The organism is Leisingera sp. ANG49 (assembly GCF_059694505.1).
The window spans coordinates 435,161-450,508 of the sequence record NZ_JCATZN010000003.1 but is presented as its reverse complement, the minus strand read 5'-3'; the positions used below and the strand labels follow the sequence as shown (position 1 = coordinate 450,508).

The 15,348-nt window shown below is 66.6% G+C and carries 14 protein-coding genes; 3 read left to right on the top strand and 11 right to left on the bottom strand.

The features are described 5' to 3' along the window. Positions 1-38: 38 nt before the first annotated feature. Genes AC58NV_RS12515 through AC58NV_RS12505 form a run of 3 tightly spaced genes read right to left on the bottom strand, consistent with a single transcriptional unit; the run spans position 39 to position 2,732 of the window. The gene (locus AC58NV_RS12515) at positions 39-695 is read right to left on the bottom strand and encodes a DUF938 domain-containing protein (RefSeq protein ID WP_497227433.1); all 657 of its coding nucleotides are present in this window, start codon (positions 693-695) and stop codon (positions 39-41) included. Further along, a complete protein-coding gene (locus AC58NV_RS12510) occupies positions 695-1,765 on the bottom strand; it encodes an NAD(P)/FAD-dependent oxidoreductase (RefSeq protein WP_497227432.1) in 1,071 nt (356 codons plus the stop codon). Before AC58NV_RS12510 ends, AC58NV_RS12515 begins: the two co-directional genes overlap by 1 nt. Before the next feature lie 4 nt (positions 1,766-1,769). Next, a complete protein-coding gene (locus tag AC58NV_RS12505; protein WP_497227431.1) occupies positions 1,770-2,732 on the bottom strand; it encodes an aldo/keto reductase in 963 nt (320 codons plus the stop codon). Positions 2,733-2,868: 136 nt separating this feature from the next. Between AC58NV_RS12505 and AC58NV_RS12500 the strand changes: the two genes are divergently transcribed. The 3 genes from AC58NV_RS12500 to AC58NV_RS12490 all read left to right on the top strand — a co-directional run bounded on the left by AC58NV_RS12500 (position 2,869) and on the right by AC58NV_RS12490 (position 5,148). Next, positions 2,869-3,228 carry a hypothetical protein gene (locus AC58NV_RS12500; RefSeq protein WP_497227430.1) on the top strand — a complete coding sequence of 120 codons (360 nt, stop codon included), beginning with the start codon at positions 2,869-2,871 and terminating at the stop codon, positions 3,226-3,228. Positions 3,229-3,231: 3 nt separating this feature from the next. Next, positions 3,232-4,470: an HlyD family secretion protein gene (locus tag AC58NV_RS12495; RefSeq protein ID WP_497227429.1), complete on the top strand. Its 1,239-nt coding sequence runs from the start codon at positions 3,232-3,234 to the stop codon at positions 4,468-4,470. Positions 4,471-4,563: 93 nt separating this feature from the next. Continuing rightward, a complete protein-coding gene (locus AC58NV_RS12490) occupies positions 4,564-5,148 on the top strand; it encodes a hypothetical protein (RefSeq protein WP_497227428.1) in 585 nt (194 codons plus the stop codon). 40 nt (positions 5,149-5,188) lie between these two features. Here AC58NV_RS12490 and AC58NV_RS12485 read toward each other — a convergent pair whose 3' ends face one another. The 8 genes from AC58NV_RS12485 to AC58NV_RS12450 all read right to left on the bottom strand — a co-directional run bounded on the left by AC58NV_RS12485 (position 5,189) and on the right by AC58NV_RS12450 (position 15,170). Next, positions 5,189-5,539: a VOC family protein gene (locus AC58NV_RS12485; RefSeq protein WP_497227427.1), complete on the bottom strand. Its 351-nt coding sequence runs from the start codon at positions 5,537-5,539 to the stop codon at positions 5,189-5,191. Positions 5,540-5,767: 228 nt separating this feature from the next. Next, positions 5,768-6,844, bottom strand: coding sequence for a BMP family ABC transporter substrate-binding protein (locus AC58NV_RS12480; RefSeq protein WP_497227426.1), 1,077 nt, complete (start codon positions 6,842-6,844; stop codon positions 5,768-5,770). Positions 6,845-6,904: 60 nt separating this feature from the next. Beyond that, positions 6,905-7,825 (bottom strand): ABC transporter permease, encoded by a 921-nt coding sequence (locus AC58NV_RS12475; RefSeq protein ID WP_497227425.1) that lies wholly within the window; start codon positions 7,823-7,825, stop codon positions 6,905-6,907. A 1-nt stretch (position 7,826) separates the two neighbouring features. Further along, positions 7,827-8,909, bottom strand: a complete 1,083-nt coding sequence (locus AC58NV_RS12470; protein ID WP_065268200.1) for an ABC transporter permease — start codon at positions 8,907-8,909, stop codon at positions 7,827-7,829. A gap of 169 nt (positions 8,910-9,078) precedes the next feature. Beyond that, entirely contained in the window at positions 9,079-10,596 is a 1,518-nt protein-coding gene (locus AC58NV_RS12465) for an ABC transporter ATP-binding protein (protein ID WP_497227424.1), read from the bottom strand. After that, positions 10,593-11,528, bottom strand: coding sequence for a xanthine dehydrogenase accessory protein XdhC (xdhC, locus tag AC58NV_RS12460; protein ID WP_497227423.1), 936 nt, complete (start codon positions 11,526-11,528; stop codon positions 10,593-10,595). The genes AC58NV_RS12465 and xdhC overlap by 4 nt, the downstream gene beginning before the upstream one ends. Further along, positions 11,518-13,812, bottom strand: a complete 2,295-nt coding sequence (gene xdhB / locus AC58NV_RS12455) for a xanthine dehydrogenase molybdopterin binding subunit (protein WP_497227422.1) — start codon at positions 13,810-13,812, stop codon at positions 11,518-11,520. The genes xdhC and xdhB overlap by 11 nt, the downstream gene beginning before the upstream one ends. Continuing rightward, a complete protein-coding gene (locus AC58NV_RS12450; protein ID WP_497227421.1) occupies positions 13,809-15,170 on the bottom strand; it encodes a xanthine dehydrogenase small subunit in 1,362 nt (453 codons plus the stop codon). Before AC58NV_RS12450 ends, xdhB begins: the two co-directional genes overlap by 4 nt. Positions 15,171-15,348: the final 178 nt, after the last annotated feature.

Sequence of the window (15,348 nt, the reverse complement as noted above, 5' to 3'; positions counted from 1 at the left end):
GGTGTATGAGCGGAAATTCTGTGCGGCCTTGATCCAGGTCAGGCGGGTGGTTTTTCCGCAACGAGGGCCAGGTTGCTGGCGGGCATCTCCACCGCTTGCAGCAGCTTCAGCCCGGCGCCGTGCAGCCAATCGATCACGTCGAAGTCATCCTTGTAACCGGTCTCCGGGTCGTGGGCGGTGAGGGCGGCATGGAAGGCGCGGTCGCCGTCGCTGATGAGCTCACCGCCGCGCATGAAGGGGCCGTAGATCACGAAGCGCCCGCCGGGGGCGAGGGCGGCGGCGGCCTCCTGGATCAGGGTGCGGGCTTCCTCTTCGCTGATCAGATGCAGCAGGTTCACCAGCACGATCAGGTTCTGACCCGTATGATCCGCACCCCAGCCGGGCGCGGTGGCGTCCAGGGCTAAGGGCGGAGCGATATTGGTCAGGCCGGCCTCATCTGCATAGGCCTGAATGCTGGCGCGGCGGGCGGCGTCCACTTCCGTCGGCTGCCACATCAGGCCGGGCAGGCGGGCGGCATAGGCTGCCGCATGCTGGCCGGTGCCGCTGGCGATTTCCAGGGCGCGGCCCTGCGGCGGGGCCACTTGCTCCAGCAGATCGCAGATGGCGCCGCTGTTGCGTGCGGCGGAGGGGGCAAACAGCTTGCCGTCCTGCGGTGCCGCGACCGAGGCCATGCCGGGAACCGAGCGTACCGGCATCAGCGCAGCCGTGCAGGCGACAGGGAAGCGACCGTGGCAGTATCCAGTACCGGTGCGCGGCCTGCTACCAGATCGGCAATCAGCTGCGAGGCGGCGGGCGCCGTCATGATGCCATAGCCGCCCTGGCCCGCGCACCAGATGAAATCCGGCTGGTCCGGGTCCGGGCCCAGCACCAGGGTGCCGTCGCGGACAAAGCTGCGCAGCCCGGCAAAGTTGCTTTCGACGCGGGTGACCGGCTCTGTCACCATTTCCTCGTAGCGCGCCAGCCCCTCGGCCAGCACCATGTCGTCGGCATAGGCGTCATGCGGCTCCACTGGGTCGGCATCGGCGGGGGAGACCAGCAGCTTCCCGGCATCGGGCTTGGCGTACCAGGTCTCGCCCACGCCCAGCAGCATCGGCCAGCCGCTGACGTCATGGCCGCCGGGCGCAGGCAGCCGCGCCATCGATCGGCGCTTGGGCTGCAGGCCGATGGCGGCAACCCCGGCGAGTGCCGCGATATGATCGGCCCAGGCGCCACCCGCGTTGACCAGATTGCGGGCCTCGTAGGTTTCACCGCCCGCGGTGACCTGCCAGCCGCCGCTGATGCGGCTGATGGCGGTCACCGGCGCCTTGGTCACGATATGGCCGCCCGCGGCGCGCAAGGATTTGGCGAAGTCCTGCAGCATCCGGTCGGTGTCGATATCCTCAGCCGCGCCGCTGATGGCGGTATAGCCCACGGTCTCCGGGTTCAGGATCGGCACCATGGCGCGGGCCTCGTCCAGCTCCAGCGTGGCCATGCCCAGCTCATCCACGTCGCGGGCAAAGCCGTCGGCGTCACCCTTGGCCCCTACCAGCATCAGCCCGCGCGGCGACAGGTAGCCGTTGCCGCGCAGGTGCGCGGCGCTGGCGCGGTTCAGGTCGATGGTGGGGCCGTGGCCGTAGTTTTCCTCAAACAGCGCGGCGGAGCGGCCGGAGGAATGGTAGCCGAGCGCGTCCTCCATCTCGAGCAGGGTGACGCTGCCGAGGGCGGCCAGCCGGGCGGCGGCGCTGGTGCCGGCCATGCCGCCGCCGATGACGATGAAATCCTGCATGGGTCTAGTCCTTTTGGTCTTCTTGTTCTTCCAGCCGGTCTGTGGCCGGTGCGGGCCGCGGGCTGAGCGCCTCGATCGCGCGGTAGAGGTCTGCGTCCATCGGGAAATCCAGCGCTGCCAGCGAGGGCTGCAGCTGCTCTGCGTTGCGGGCAGAGATGATCGGCACCGGCGCGGACGCGTGGGCAGCGGCCCAGGCCACGGCAAGGGTGGCGGGATGGGTGCCGCGCCGGGCAGCCAGCTCAGTCAGCGCGGCGGCAGTCTGATGCATCGCGGCGGGGCTGTAGCGGATGCCATAGCCCTCGTCCTCGGTGATGCGGCCGCTGCCGCCGGCGGCGTATTTGCCGGTGAGAAGGCCGCCGCCAAGGGGGGAGTAGGGCACCGCGGTGATGCCCTGGTCGGCGCACATCGGCAGGATCTCCACCTCTGCCTGGCGCTTTACCAGCGAATACATCGGTTGCAGCACGTCCACGGAAATGTTTGAGGCAAGACCCGCCATCTGCGCCTTCATCACCTGCCAGGCGGCAAAGTTCGACAGCGCCGCATAGCGGATGACGCCTTCCGCCTTCAGTGCCGCGAAACAGTCCATGGTTTCGCGCAGGTCGGTGTCCGGATCGAAGCGGTGCAGGTAGAAGACATCGACCATGTCCAGATCCAGCCGGCGGCGGCTTTCGTCCAGCTGGGCGCGCAGGTTGGCGGCCCCGGCGCCGCCCTCGTAGCCGGCCTTGGTGGCGATCAGCAGCCGGTCGCGCTCATCCCTGATCAGGCGGCCGAGGATCTGTTCCGAGCGGCCATCGGTATAGACCCAGGCGGTGTCGAAATGGGTGATGCCGGCGGCGCGGCAGGCGGTGTACATCTCTGCCGATTGCGCCTCTGAGGCGCGGCCGCCGAACTGCATGCAGCCAAAGGCAAAGCGGCTGGCGGGGGTACCGTCGGGGCTGGTGAGGGGCGTGCGCGGGGTCTGTGTCATGGCGGCAGAGTGGCACGCAAGGCCGGGCAGGCAAAGGGCAATTCCGGCGCCAGCCTGACAAAAAGCTTGGTCAAATGGCGGTACAGTGCAACTATCGGATGCAGTTAATAAGTTCACTGATGACGGGGGAAAGACAATGTCGGCATCCAACGCCCATCCGATGGCTTCCGGGCATGTGCCCGCCTATCTGCCGGGGCCCGACGGCAGCGACCCGCTGTTCACCTTCATGGCGGTGACCACAATCCTGCTGATCCTCGGCATCGGCGCACTGTATCTGACGCTGCACGCCATTCCCGAGAAGATGGCGCATACCGACAACCACACGCAGTTCCAGGTGATCGGCATCCTGGCTCTGCTGGCGCTGTTCACCCACAACAACCTGTTCTGGGTCGCGGCGCTGCTGCTGGCGGCCTTCCGGGTGCCGGATTTCCTGACACCGATACAGTCGATCGCGGCGTCGCTGGAAGAGCTGAAGCAGCGCGACCGGGAGGAGTGATCCATGCTGGAACTGATGATCTGCTCCCTGCTGACGGTGCTGCCGGATTTCCTGTTCCGCCGGTACGTCCAGGGCAAGCGCCTTGGCAAGGAAATCAACTTTTTCTCGGTCTGGTACGAATTGCGCTGGGGCATCACCGCCTGCGCGGTGCTGACCATCTCGCTGATCACGGCGATTTTCTACTATCATCCGGCCACCACCAGCGTGGCCTCTTACTTCCGCACCGTGACGATCCTGCCCGAGACCGGCGGGCGGGTGTCGGAGGTGCTCGTCGAGAACAACCAGAAAGTGGAGACCGGCGACGTTCTGTTCCGTCTGGATGACTCCAGCCAGCAGGCCGCGGTGGAGACCGCGAGGAAGCGCATTGCCGAAATCGAAGCGTCTCTGGCGGTTGCCGGCGCGGAGCTGGCGGCAGCCGAAGCGGGCATCGAACAGGCGGCCGCAGCCCTGGCCCAGGCGCAGGATGACCTGGACCGCAATCTGGAACTGCGCGACCGCGGATCAACCGCCGTGCGCGAGGCGGAGATCGAGCGGCTGCAGAACCTGGTTGCCCGCCGCGAGGGGGAGCTGGATGCAGCCGAGGCCGGCAAGACGTCGGTGGAGGAGAATATCGGCGTTCTGATCCCGGCCCAGCGGGCCAGCGCGCAGGCGGCACTGGAGCAGGCGGAGGTCGAACTGGCCAAGACCGTTGTGTTTGCCGGTGTCACCGGGCGAGTTGAGCAATTCGCCCTGCAGCCCGGGGATTACGTGAATCCGATTCTGCGCCCGGCCGGCATTCTGGTGCCGTCGGAGTTTGTCGAGCGCGACCGCTTTGCCGCCGGGTTCGGGCAGCTGACTGCGGGGGTGATCAAGCCCGGCATGTTTGCCGAAATGGGCTGCCTGTCGAAGCCTTTCACCGTCATACCGATGGTTATCGTGGAAGTGCAGGACGTGATCCCCTCGGGCCAGGTGCGGCCCAGCGATAACCTGCGCGACCCGCAGGACAACCGGCGCCCCGGCACGCTGACGGTCTTCATGGAGCCGCTCTATGAAGGGCAGACGGATGATATCCCGCCGGGCAGCAATTGCATCGCCAACGCCTATACCAGCAATCACGACATTCTGGATGATCCCGGGCTTGGCTTTGGCAGATGGCTGTTCCTGCATGCGGTGGATACAGTCGGGCTGGTGCACGCCCTGCTGCTGCGCATTCAGATGCTGCTGCTGCCGGTGCAGACGCTGGTGTTCTCAGGCGGCCATTAACGGGATGCCGGATCTCAGCAAACGGGGCGGCAGAGGCCATATTGCCGCCCCGTTTGCTTGCTATCAGGCTCTCAAGCGGATTGGAGGTTTATGGTGAGACAGTTTCTGATGATCGGGGTCGCGGCCCTGCTGGCGGCCTGCGCGGCACCGGAAAAACCGGATTACTGGACAGCGACACGGACGGGCTACGGCACCCAGCCCGCTGCGGCGGCAGCTGCTTCAGGCGGGCCGGATTACCGGACCGCGGCGCTGGCCGAAGCCGGGCAGTACACCAGCGTCATGCGGCCCGGTCTGCACAAGACCCGCACCGGCGCGCCCTGGCTGGTGTTTCACTCCTCCAGCTACCGCAGCAGCGGCACGCCCGAGTCCGCGCCTACCGCCGCCCGGTCGGCGATGGCCTACATGAGTTCGAAATGGAAGGCGCCCTATGCGGCGCAGGCGCGTCAGGGAGATGCAAATGCCCGGTTCCGCATCGTGACCGTGGATGGCCGCAGTTTTGCAGTGCTGAACCGGATCCGGCTGCCGCTGAAGCATCTCTTCGTGTCCGACCGGGAGGCCCTGAAACAGCTGTACGGGCATGCGGCGCAGCTGTCCGGCTGCACGGTGACCGGCCCGGCGCTGATCCGGCGCGTTGACGGCGCCGCCCAGAAGCTTGCGGCACCGGTGGTCTGCTCCTGAACTGACGGGGCCGGGCGGCGGCACTAGCCGCCGCTGCCTTTCAGTCCGCAAAGCAAAGCTTGTTTCCGTCCGGATCCCGCACATAGGCCGAAAACCGCGGTCCGCGCTGGCCCGGCCCGCCCTCGCAAGTGCCGCCCAGCTCAATCGCCTTCGTGTGCAGCCTGGTGACTTCGGCTGCGGAGCCAAAGCTGAACCCCACCATGGTTCCGTTCCCATTGGTGGCCGGTGCGCCGTCAAAGGGGAGGGCTGCGGCAAAGGCAAAATCGTCCCGCAGCCAATAGGTCATTCGTTCGCTTGGCCGGACTTGTGACAGCCCCAGGTTCTCAAAAAGGGCGTCATAGAATTCGACCGATGCGTCCATGTCGTTGGTTCCAACAACGAAGTAATTCATCTTCAAAGGCAATCTCCAATGTGCTTTGGGGTTTCCCGGGCAGTGCCCCGCCGGTGCAAAAGCCGGGCCAGAGATACCGCCTGCCGGCTTGTGGAGCGGGGTGTACATCAGGGCAGTGACAGGGCGTGTCAGCAGGCTTCGGGAAAATCAGGGGCCTGCCCGCAAATGAACCCGCAAAAGAAAAGGCCCGCCGGATGGCGGGCCTTTGGTTTGTCCGGAAGGGGCCGCTTACTGCGGGATGTCGCCTTCGATGCCTTCGACATAGAAGTTCATGCCGGCCAGGGTGCCGTCATCGGCGACCTCGCCCTCGGCCAGCCAGGCGGAGCCGTCCTGCTTGTTCAGCGGGCCGGTGAAGGCGTGGTAGGTGCCGTTGGCCTGGGCGTCCTTGATGGCCAGTGCTGCGGCTTTGACGTCCGCCGGCACCACATCCGAGATTTCGCCGATGCCAACCATGCCGGCGCCGATGCCGTCCCAGGTGTCAACCGACTCCCAGGTGCCGTCGATCACGGCTTTGGTGCGGGCGATGTAGTAGGGGGCCCAGTCGTCGATGATCGAGGAGACGCGCGGTTTCGGCGCGTATTCAGACATGTCCGACGCCTGGCCGAAGGTGATCACGTTGCCGGCCGCTTGTGCTGCTGCCTGCGGCGCGGTGGAGTCGGTGTGCTGCAGGATCACGTCGGCACCCTGTTCGATCAGCACCTTGGCGGCGTCAGCCTCTTTCGCGGGATCGAACCAGGTGAAGGCCCAGACGATCTTGAACTGGACGTCGGGGTTCACCTTCTTGGCGTGGATGTAGGCGGAGTTGATGCCGCGGATCACTTCCGGGATCGGGTAGGAGCCGATGTAGCCGATGATGTTGCTCTCGGTCATGTGGCCCGCGATGGTGCCCTGCACCGCGCGGCCCTCGTAGAAGCGGGCGGAATAGGTCGAGACGTTCTCGGCGCGCTTGTAGCCGGTGGCGTGCTCGAACTTCACGTTCGGGAATTTCTTGGCGACGTTGATGGTCGGGTCCATGTAGCCGAAGGAGGTGGTGAAGATCAGATCAGCACCCTCCAGCGCCATCTGGGTCATCACGCGCTCGGCGTCCGGGCCTTCGGCGACGTTTTCCACATAGACGGTTTCGACCTGATCGCCGAATTCAGCCTCAACCGCCTTGCGGCCTTGGTCGTGCTCATAGGTCCAGCCGCCGTCGCCGACGGGGCCGACATAGACAAAGCCCACTTTGGTTTTGTCTTCGGCCCAGGCCGCGCCTGCGGCCAGGCCAAGCGCCACGGCGGCGCTGGTCAGAAGATTGGTCAGTTTCATCAGGTTCTCCCCAGTTTGATCTATTGGCCCCGGCAGGTGGGGCAGTGAAAAGCCCCCCGTCTAACGGGAGGCGTGGAAGTTGCGGCCAAGCGAGGCAGGTGCGCTGCTTTTGTCTGCAGAAAGGATAACAAGCACAAGGATCGTAATCAGATAGGGCGACATTGCCAGATACTCGACCGGGATGGCAACGCCTGCCGCCTGCAGATTGAGCTGCACCACGGTGACGCCGCCGAACAGATAGGCACCCAGCAATGCGCGCCAGGGCTTCCAGCTGGCGAACACCACCAGGGCGAGCGCAATCCAGCCGATGCCGGCGGTCATGCCCTCGGTCCACTGCGGCACCCGGATCAGGCTGATGTAGGCGCCGCCGAGGCCGGCGCAGGCGCCGCCGAACATGATCGCCATCAGGCGGATCTTCAGCACCTTGTATCCCAGCGCGTGGGCGGCGTCGTGGTTTTCGCCCACCGCCCGCAGCACCAGGCCGATGCGGGAATACTTCAGCACCCACCAGACCGCGGCGGTCAGCGCGATGCCGAAATAGAGGATGATGTCATGGCCGAACAGGATCGGGCCGACAACGGGCAGGTCGCTCAGGATCGGGATGTGGATGTCGCCCATCTGCGGCGGCTTGATGCCGACATAAGACTGCCCCATCAGCGCCGACAGGCCCAGCCCGAACAGCGTCAGCGACAGGCCGGAGGCGACCTGGTTTGCCTGGGCAAACTGGGTGAGGATCGCGAACAGGATCGACAGCGCCGCGCCTGCAATGGCGGCGGCGATGAAGCCGAGGAAGGGCGAGCCGCTTTCCACCGCGGTGGCAAAGCCCGCGATGGCGCCGACGATCATCATCCCCTCGACCCCGAGGTTCAGCACGCCCGCCTTTTCGACCACCAGCTCGCCGATGGCGGCCAGCAGGAGCGGGGTTGCCGCCACCATCAGCGAGGCGATGAGCAGGACCGGGTTGATTGCAGAAAGATCCATGTTACGCCACCTCCGGCTTGCCGATTGCGATGCGGAAATTGGTGAGCAGGTCGAAGGCCAAGAGGAAGAACAGCAGCATCCCCTGGAAGACCTGGATCGCTGCGGCCGGCAGCTGCAGGTTCGACTGGGCGATGTCGCCGCCGATGTAGGTCAGCGCCATCAGCCCGCCTGCCAGCAGGATGCCGACCGGGTGCAGGCGGCCCAGGAAGGCGACGATGATCGCGGTGAAGCCATAGCCCACGTTGAAGTCGATGGAGATCTGGCCGGAGGGGCCGGAGACCTCGAACAGGCCGGCAAGCCCGGCCAAAGCACCGGAGGTGCCTAGGCAGAACAGCACCAGGCGGGTGGGGTTCACGCCGGCGAATTTCGCGGCGCGCGGCGCCTCGCCGGTGAGGCGGATGTGGTAGCCGGTCATGTGGCGGTTCAACAGCACATAGGCAAAGATCACCGCAATCAGCGCCGCCACCACGCCCCAGTGCATGCCGGTGCCTGCGATCAGCTCAGCATTATGGGCGGCGTCCCAGGACTGCAGGTTGCGGGAGCCGGGGAAGCCGAAGCCCTCCGGGTTCTTCAGCAGGCCCAGCGAGACCGAGGCGAGGAACTGTTCGGCCACATAGACCAGCATCAGCGAGACCAGGATTTCGTTGGTGCCGAAGCGGGTTTTCAGCACCGCCGGGATCATTGCCCAGATCCAGCCGCCGAATGCGCCGGCGATGACCATGAAGGGGAAGATCAGGAAGGATTCGGAGGGGTAGAAGGCAAGGCCGGCCCCGGCGCCGAAGATGGCGCCCATGATGTACTGGCCCTCGGCGCCGATGTTCCAGATGCCCGCGCGGAAGCCGAGGCTGAGGCCGATGGCGATCAGCACCAGCGGCGCGCCTTTGACCAGCAGCTGCGGACGGTAGTAGAAGGCAAACTCGCCGAACAGCGGCTCCCAGAAAATGGTGCGGATCGCCTCAACCGGCGGTTTGCCAAGCGCGGCAAACAGCAGGCCGCCGACGATCATGGTGGCAATCACCGCCACCAGCGGCGTGGCCATCGACCAGGCGCGCGACGGCTGCGGTCTTTTCTCAAGCCGGATCATTCAGACGGCTCCCTGTTTCAAAATATTTGTTTCTTCAGTTTTCAGACTGTGCAGAATGGAGTCCCCTGCCTGGCCGTAGGCCGGGCTGCGCCCGTTGCGCCCCCCACGCGGCGGGCGCCTCGCTTCCACCCCGCCGGGCCGGGTGCTGCCCTTGGCGTGAGCCGGCGGGTTAGACATGCGCCACCTCCATGCCGTGGGCGCCGCCCATCATCAGGCCGATCTCGTCCACCGTCAGGCCCGCGGCCTCGCGCGGAGCGCTGAGGCGGCCTTCGTTCAGGGCGGCAAAGCTGTCGGAGATTTCCATCAGCTCATCCAGGTCCTGGCTGATGCAGATCACCGCGGCGCCCTTGGCGGCCAGGTCCAGCAGCGATTGGCGGATGGCGGCGGCGGCGGCGGCATCGACGCCCCAGGTCGGCTGGTTCACCACCAGCACGTCGGGGTCCTGCAGCACTTCCCGCCCGATCACGAATTTCTGCAGGTTGCCGCCGGACAGCGACCGCGCTGCATTGCCGGGCCCGGGGGTGCGGACGTCAAACGCCTTGATGATGCGCTCGGCAAAGTCCTTGGTGGCGCCCCAATCCAGAAAACCGTTCTTCTCCAGCCCCTCGCGCACCGAGCCGGTGAGCATGGCGTTTTCGGTCAGGCTCATGTCCGGGGCGGCGGCGTGGCCGAGGCGTTCTTCCGGCGCGGCCAGCACGCCGAGCTTGCGCCGCGCGGTGGGGCCCAGCTTGCCGATTGGCTCGCCGTGCAGCTTCACCGCGTCGGCCTCGGTCAGGGTTTCGCCCGACAGCACACCAAGCAGTTCGTCCTGGCCGTTGCCGGCAACGCCGCCGATGCCGAGGATCTCGCCCTTGCGCACGGTCAGATGCACGTTCTTGAGCGCGGTGCCAAAGGCCGAGGGCGCCGGCACCGACAGGCCGGAGATGTCCATCGCCACGGCGCCGAACTCGCGGCTGCCGCGTTCGGGGGTCTGCAGGGTGCTGCCGACCATCATCTCCGCCATGTCGCGGGCGGAGGTATCGGCGGGGGTGCATTCGCCGACGTTCTTGCCCAGGCGCAGGATAGTGGCGTGGTCGCACAGCGTGCGGATTTCCTCCAGCTTGTGGGAGATATAGAGGATCGAGGTGCCCTCGGACTGCAGTTTCTGCAGGGTCTTGAACAGGATCTCCACCTCCTGCGGGGTGAGGACCGAGGTCGGCTCATCCATGATCAGCAGTTTCGGGTCCTGCAGCAGGCAGCGGATGATCTCGACCCGCTGGCGCTCCCCTGCTGACAGGTCGCCGACGGTGCGGAACGGATCCAGCGGCAGGCCGTAAGTTTCCGACACCTCGCGGATGCGGGCGGCGAGATCGCGCATTTCCGGCGGGTTTTCCATGCCGAGCGCGATGTTTTCGGCCACGTTGAGCGCGTCGAACAGCGAGAAATGCTGGAACACCATGGCGATGCCGTCGGCGCGCGCCTGGCGCGGCTCGGCGGGTTCAAAGGGCTGTCCGCGCAACAGCATCTTGCCGCTGTCGGGCTTCACCAGCCCGTAGATCATCTTGACCAGTGTCGACTTGCCGGCGCCGTTTTCGCCCAGCAGGGCATGCACCTCGCCCTCGCCGATGTCAAAGGAGACGGAGTCGTTTGCCACCACTCCGGGGTAGGCCTTGGTCAGGCCCTGCAGGCTCAACAGTGGTACAGTCACGCGCGTGCGCCCTCTCTCTGTTCGTCTTCTTTTCCGTGCCGCAGCAGCTGCGCCGCCACGCCGACCGCAATCATCTGCGGATGTTTTCCAAGGTCCGGATCGCCGATCGGGCAGGTGATCCGGGAGATCTGTTCCGGGCTGTGGCCCAGGGCCGCCAGGCGCGATCGGAACCGCGCCCATTTGGTTCTTGAGCCGATCAGCCCGGCGAAGGCAAAGCCGCGGCCCAACAAAGCGTGGCATAGCGCCAGATCCAGCGCGTGGGAATAGGTCAGCACCAAATGCGCAGCGTTTTCAGGTGCATGCGGCACAAGGAGCGCAACGTCAGCTGCCGGAACCGCGGTGACGCCTGCCGGGATGTCTGCCGGGAACCGCTCTGGCGCGGTGTCGGCCCAGGTGATCTGCAGGTCCGGGAGCGGCGCCAGCACGTTCACCAGCGCGCGGCCGACATGGCCCGCGCCCCAGATCCAGACCGGGCGGTCGGGGCGGTGGACCGGTTCGATCATCCAGCCGTCCACCAGCTGCGGCTCGGGGGGGACGCCCTGGCTGCGGGCGGTGGCGAGAATGCGTTTCACCGCCATCGGCACCGGCGCGGGGGAGGCCGGGCGGGCGATGACTTCGCTGTCCAATCCGTCCAGGTCCGCGGCCTCGTAAACTTCGCTCAGCAGGGTGACGGCACCGCCGCAGCACTGGCCCAGGTCCGGCCCCAGCGCGTGGGTGCTGAAGTGCTTGGGCACCATCTGCTCCCGCGCGGCTTCTGCGGCCTCATATTCCAATGTGCCGCCGCCGATGGTGCCGCTCTGGCCGTCCTGCCAGACCAGCATGGCGGCGCCGGGTTCGCGCGGGGAGGAGCCGCGGACGGCGGCGATCACCACCCGGGTTACGCGGCCGTGCGCGGCGACCGCCTCGCGCAATGCCTGAACGTCAAATCCCATCGCGCACCCTCCGGATCGCGCGCCAGATTTCCTCTGCCGTGGCGGGGGCGTTCAGCGCCGGGTAGGCATCGCCAAAGGCGGAGACCGCATCGCTGAGCGCCAGCCAGGCGGAGATGCCCAGCATGAAGGGCGGTTCGCCCACCGCCTTGGAGCGGTAGATGGTGTCCTCGCGGTTCTGCCCGTCCCAGAGTTTCACGTTGAACACGTCGGGCCGGTCTGAGCAGGCGGGGATTTTGTAAGTGGAGGGCGCGTGGGTGCGCAGGCGGCCGGCGTCGTCCCAGACCAGCTCCTCGGTGGTCAGCCAGCCGGCGCCCTGGACATAGCCGCCCTCGATCTGGCCCACGTCCAGCGCAGGGTTCAGCGAGGCGCCGGCGTCATGCAGGATATCGCAGCGCAGGATGCGGTTCTCGCCGGTCAGGGCATCCACCGCCACTTCTGTCACTGCGGCGCCATAGGCGAAGTAGTAGAACGGGCGGCCCTGGCCCCTGATCCGGTCCCATTCCACCTTGGGCGTCTTGTAGAAACCGGTGGCGGACAGGCTGACGCGGCCCTGGTAGCAGAGCGCGGCGGCCTGATCGAAGGTCATCTCATCCTGGCCGATGCGGACCTGGCCGTTTTCGAACACCACGTCGCCGGGGCGGGCCTGGTGGTGCAGCGCCAGATGCTCGGCCATGCGGTCGCGGACGGTGTCGCAGGCGGCCTTCACCGCCATGCCGTTGAGGTCGGAGCCGGACGAGGCGGCGGTGGCGGAGGTGTTGGGCACCTTGCCGGTGTCGGTGGCGGTGATCTGGACCTTCTCCAGCGGGATGCCGAAGCGGCTGGCGGCGACCTGCGCCACCTTCTGGAACAGGCCCTGGCCCATCTCGGTGCCGCCGTGGTTCAGATGCACCGAGCCGTCCTGGTAGACATGCACCAGTGCGCCGGCCTGGTTGAGGTGGGTGAGGGTGAAGGAAATGCCGAATTTCACCGGCGAGAACGCGATGCCGCGCTTCAGGTGGGTCCGGGTCTTGTTCCATTCGGCAATCTCCGCCTTGCGGGCGGCGTAGCCGGAGGAGCGCAGCAGATCCGCGGTCATCCCGTGCAGCTCGAAATCCGTGACTTCCATGCCGTAGGGTGTGGTGTTGTCCGCCTTCGCCTCTGCCGGTGCCGCATAGTAGTTCCGCTGCCGCAACTCTGCCGGGTCGATTCCGAGGTCATGGGCGATGTGGTCCATCACCCGCTCGATCCCGACCATGCCCTGCGGGCCGCCGAAGCCGCGGTAGGCGGTGGCGCTTTGCCGGTTGGTGCGCAGGCGGTGGCTTTCGATGCGGATATTGGGGACCAGATAGGCGTTGTCGCTGTGCAGCATGGCGCGGTCGGCCACCGGCAGCGACAGGTCCTGGGCCCAGCCGCAATCGGCCAGATGCAGGAACTCGATGCCCTGCAGTTTGCCGTCGCTGTCGAACCCGGCGCGGTAGGAAATGCGGAAGGCGTGGCGCTTGCCGGTGATGACCATGTCGTCGTCGCGGTCATAGCGCATCTTGCAGGGCTTGCCGGTCAGCCGCGCGGCGACGGCGCAGGCCACTGCCAAAGCGTTGCCCTGGCTTTCCTTGCCGCCGAAGCCGCCGCCCATGCGGCGGGTCTCGACCCGGATGGCGTGCATCGGCAGGCCGATGGCATCGGCCACCTTGTGCTGGATCTCGGTCGGGTGCTGGGTGGAGGAGAAGACAAGCATGCCGCCGTCTTCCTGCGGCCAGGCCATGGCCGCCTGGCCTTCGAGGTAAAAATGCTCCTGGCCGCCGAGCTCAAACGTGCCTTCGACGGTGCGCGGGGCGGCGCCGATTGCAGCGGCGGCATCGCCTTTCTGATAGATGCGCGGGCCTTCCTCGAACCGGCTGTCGGCGGCCAGGGCCGCGTCGAGGGTCAGGAGAGCGGGTTCTTCCTTGTAGTCGACCTTGCCCTTGCGGGCGGCAATGCGGGCGTTGCGGTGGCTGTCGGCCACCACCAGGAACACCGGCTGGCCGACGTAGTTGACGGTGCCTGCCGCCAGCAGCGGCTCGTCATGGATCGACGGGGAGACGTCATTGGAGAACGGCAGCCCCTTAGCGGTCATCACCGCCGCCACGCCGGGGCTGTGCTGCACATCGGTCAGGTGCATGCCGGTGATGTGGCCGCGGGCGATGGGGGAGGTGCCGAAGGCCAGATGCAGGGTGCCGGCGGGGGAGGGGATGTCATCGACGTAGCGGGCGGCACCGGTCACATGCAGTTCGGCGGCGTCGTGGGGGAGGGGTTTGGAGACGCTCATGATCTCACCTCCAGAACCGAGATCGGGGTGCCGTTCAGCTCGTCGAAGTAGCGCAGCAGCAGGTTCTTGGCGGTCACCATCCGGTATTCGGCAGAGGCGCGCATGTCATCCATCGGGGTGAAGTCGCGCTCAAATGCGGCGCAGGCGGCGGAGACAGTGGCCCGGGTCCAGGGGCGGCCGGTCAGGGCAGCCTCCACATGGGCGGCGCGTTTCGGGATGCCGGCCATACCGCCGAACGCTATGCGGGCGGCGGTGACGGTGCCGTCCACCACGGTCACGTTGAAGGCGCCGAGCACGGCGGAGATGTCCTGGTCGAACCGCTTGGAGAGCTTGTAGACCTTGAGCGTGTCGGGGTGGCGCGGGAAGCTGACGGCCTCGACGAACTCACCCGGCTGGCGGTCCTGCTTGCCGTAGTCGAGGAAGAAGTCCTCCAGCGGCAGTTCGCGGCGGCTGTTGCCCTTGCGCAGGTGCAGGGTGGCATCCAGCGCGATCAGGGCGGGCGGGGTGTCGCCGATGGGGGAGCCGTTGGCGATATTGCCGCCGACGGTGGCCGCAGCCCGCACCTGCTGGGAGGCAAAGCGGCGCAGCATCCCGGCAAAGGAGGGGTGCAGCGGTTCAACCGCCATGCGCAGCCGGTTCAGGTCCGCCATGGCACCGATGCGGACGGTGCTGTCCGTGACTTCGATGTCTTTCAGGTCCGTGCAGCCGTCAAGGAAGATCATCTGCGGCAGGTGGCGCAGCTGCTTGGTGACCCAGAGGCCGACGTCGGTGGCGCCGGCAATCAGCGTTGCGTCCGGGTTGGCGGCGTAAAGCTCTGCCAGTTCATCCGCTGATTGCGGCATCAGCGGCAGCGGGCCGGGCCCATCCGGGCGGTCGCCGCTGATCCAGTCCGGCACCGGGGCGTCTGCGGCGGCCTGCGCTGCGCGGATGATCGGGGCGTAACCGGTGCAGCGGCAGAGGTTGCCGGCCAGCTGGTCGTCGAAATCCGTGGCGCCGTTGGTATGGGCGGTCACCATCGACATGATGAAACCCGGGGTGCAGAAGCCGCATTGGCTGCCGTGATGGTCCACCATCGCCTGCTGGACGGGATGCAGGGTTCCGCCGGGGCCTGCGGCGCCCTCGACGGTGCGGACGGATTTGCCGTTGAGCTGCGGCAGGAACAGGATGCAGGCGTTCAGCGCCTTGGCGCCGCGCTCGTCGGTGACCATGACTGTGCAGGCGCCGCAATCGCCCTCGTTGCAGCCTTCCTTGGTGCCGGTAAGCCCTTTTTCCTCCCGCAGCCAGTCCAGCAATGTTGCCGACGGGTCTGCGTCCGGAATGCGGACTTCTTCACCATTCAGACGAAAGGTGAGTGCCATCTTCCCGATACCGCCGCTTTACCCTGTTGACCCGATGTGCCGCCCCCTCGATGCGGCGCAGAGGGGGAAGCGGGCTGTTTTTTTGCTTGCTGACAACAGCCTAGGGAGCAGGCCGTTGTCAAAGCAAGGAAAACCCGTGCTGCGGTGCAGTATTCTGCGGAGCAAGAATATTGCGGGC

Excerpts from the sequence above, each read along its gene's own strand:
- AC58NV_RS12475 (WP_497227425.1), bottom strand. The coding sequence starts at position 7,825 with ATGGATCTTTCTGCAATCAACCCGGTCCTGCTCATCGCCTCGCTGATG.
- AC58NV_RS12480 (WP_497227426.1), bottom strand. The coding sequence starts at position 6,844 with ATGAAACTGACCAATCTTCTGACCAGCGCCGCCGTGGCGCTTGGCCTG.
- AC58NV_RS12505 (WP_497227431.1), bottom strand. The coding sequence starts at position 2,732 with ATGACACAGACCCCGCGCACGCCCCTCACCAGCCCCGACGGTACCCCC.
- AC58NV_RS12510 (WP_497227432.1), bottom strand. The coding sequence starts at position 1,765 with ATGCAGGATTTCATCGTCATCGGCGGCGGCATGGCCGGCACCAGCGCC.
- AC58NV_RS12495 (WP_497227429.1), top strand. The coding sequence starts at position 3,232 with ATGCTGGAACTGATGATCTGCTCCCTGCTGACGGTGCTGCCGGATTTC.
- xdhC (WP_497227423.1), bottom strand. The coding sequence starts at position 11,528 with ATGGGATTTGACGTTCAGGCATTGCGCGAGGCGGTCGCCGCGCACGGC.
- AC58NV_RS12470 (WP_065268200.1), bottom strand. The coding sequence starts at position 8,909 with ATGATCCGGCTTGAGAAAAGACCGCAGCCGTCGCGCGCCTGGTCGATG.
- AC58NV_RS12450 (WP_497227421.1), bottom strand. The coding sequence starts at position 15,170 with ATGGCACTCACCTTTCGTCTGAATGGTGAAGAAGTCCGCATTCCGGAC.
- AC58NV_RS12515 (WP_497227433.1), bottom strand. The coding sequence starts at position 695 with ATGCCGGTACGCTCGGTTCCCGGCATGGCCTCGGTCGCGGCACCGCAG.
- AC58NV_RS12500 (WP_497227430.1), top strand. The coding sequence starts at position 2,869 with ATGTCGGCATCCAACGCCCATCCGATGGCTTCCGGGCATGTGCCCGCC.
- AC58NV_RS12485 (WP_497227427.1), bottom strand. The coding sequence starts at position 5,539 with ATGAATTACTTCGTTGTTGGAACCAACGACATGGACGCATCGGTCGAA.
- xdhB (WP_497227422.1), bottom strand. The coding sequence starts at position 13,812 with ATGAGCGTCTCCAAACCCCTCCCCCACGACGCCGCCGAACTGCATGTG.